The sequence below is a fragment of the Algisphaera agarilytica genome, assembly GCF_014207595.1.
Lineage (GTDB): Bacteria > Planctomycetota > Phycisphaerae > Phycisphaerales > Phycisphaeraceae > Algisphaera > Algisphaera agarilytica.
This window is the reverse complement of record NZ_JACHGY010000005.1, coordinates 1-1,919: the sequence shown is the minus strand read 5'-3', so window position 1 is coordinate 1,919 and position 1,919 is coordinate 1. Positions and strand designations below refer to the sequence as shown.

Sequence of the window (1,919 nt, the reverse complement as noted above, 5' to 3'; positions counted from 1 at the left end):
AACAACCGAGGCGTGACGGTGCACGGCACGCACAACCTGCAGATCCAGGACGTGGTGCTGCACGACATCCATGGGCACGGATTCTTTATGGAAGATGCGGTGGAGAACGGCAACACGTTCCTCTCCAACATTACTTTCGGGATCCACCAGGTCGGCGCGAATGGGAATAACGTCAACCTGAACGACCCGTTTATCGTTGACACCCACGACCACGTCGGCCAGAACGCCACGCGATTCCTCAGTTCCGCGGGCTTCTGGATGACCAACCCGGACAACATCTGGATCGGCAACATCTCCGCGGGTTCCGAAGGCACCGGCTTCTGGTTCCTCTTCCCCGACTCGGCGATTGGTCTGTCCGCACAGGACCCGCAGTACAGTAATGTCCAGCCGGACCGAGTGAACCTTGGCCAGTTCGACTACAACTCCTCGCACTCCTCGCCCATCGGCTTGAACTTCGACCGGGGCAGCGACCTTGAAGTCCCCGTGGGCGGAAACCTTAAGGCCAACTTCGACGGCGACGAACACCGCCCGTCGCAAGAGCCGCAGATCAACAACTACACGGCCTATAAGCACACCACCGGCATCTACCACCGTGGACGTACGGCGAACTTCAACGGAACCCGGTTCGCGGATAACTTCACCGGCACGTTCATCACCTTCACCCAGCGGATCACCAACACGCTCTACGTTGGCCATAGCCGCGGAAACGCCAACCTCAACGATATCGTTACCGGCCACACGTTCTACGACGGTGCCAATACGATGTCCGGCAACCACTTCGCCGGCTATACCACCTCCAACGCGCACATGTTCCGTGCGGAAAACGCTGCGCAACGGCTCGTTCACTTTGTGATGAGTGACACATCGTTTGAGAACGACGGCTCGGCGAACAACGTTAGCTTCGTCAACCCGACCGGGTCGTCCAGCTACGACCGTGTGGGTAAAAACATGCCCGCGGTGATCTACGACGCGGACGGCACGTTTACCGGTCACGTGGGCGGTGGGGCGGGCTCAACCGTCGTGCCGAACAACCCGTTTTTCTATAACAGCAATGACTTCCGGCCGTCGGGTTGGAACGCTGTGGTGTCTGACGACCTCTACACCATGTTCCGCATGCGGTCGTTTTCCGGTAACCCCTTGTTCCGCGTGACCTCGCCCGATGGGTTCTCCGGCCAGAACCGGCCCGGGACGGGGCAGTTCAGCGGTACGAACACTCTGGTCAAGCGGAACGACGGTGACTACACCGTGGATTTCCCCGAAGGTCTGGGATCGATTTCCAGCGGGTTTGAGATCAAGTACGACACGCTCGTTGGCCCGAATCAGGGATCGACCATGGTTCGGTTCGTCAATGTGGCCCAGACCGTGACTCTCAACAGTGTGCCACGTGTTCAGGACCTGGCGACGCTGCGAAATGCCAACAGCACGTCTTTCGCGACCGATGGCAATGACCTTTGGGTCAACTTCTTCGGAAACACCGAACTCGATTTCGTCCCGGGTACCAACCCGCCGATCGAGCCTCCGAATGAGAATGAGCTCGATGTTTCCGCGGCCGACGATGCCTACATCGAGAACACCTCGACGCAGGACAATACGCTGCTTCGGATCGAGAGCGCTTCGAGCCGTACGCGGACGTCGTACCTGAAGTTCGACGTGCCCGATACGCCCGGCAAGGACATTATTGGGGCCAGCCTTGAGTTGACTGTTTCGGCGGATGCGGGCAACGGCATGCGGGTCCGCGTGTACGAGGGCGGATCAGATAACTGGACCGAAGGCAACCTCACCCCCGGCAACGCACCGGCCAAGGCCACCCTCTTGGACGAGATTACCGGCAACTTCGTCATCGGCCAGGAATACCACTTCGACGTCTCAGCGGCGGTGGTTGCGGGCCAGGAGGTCACGTTCGTGATCGACAGCGACGG

1 protein-coding gene is annotated in these 1,919 nt (G+C 59.6%); it reads left to right on the top strand.

All coding sequences use genetic code 11. From position 1 onward, the window contains the following. Positions 1-1,919: CBM96 family carbohydrate-binding protein (locus HNQ40_RS17995; protein WP_184679340.1), on the top strand; the 1,919-nt coding region annotated here is incomplete at both ends.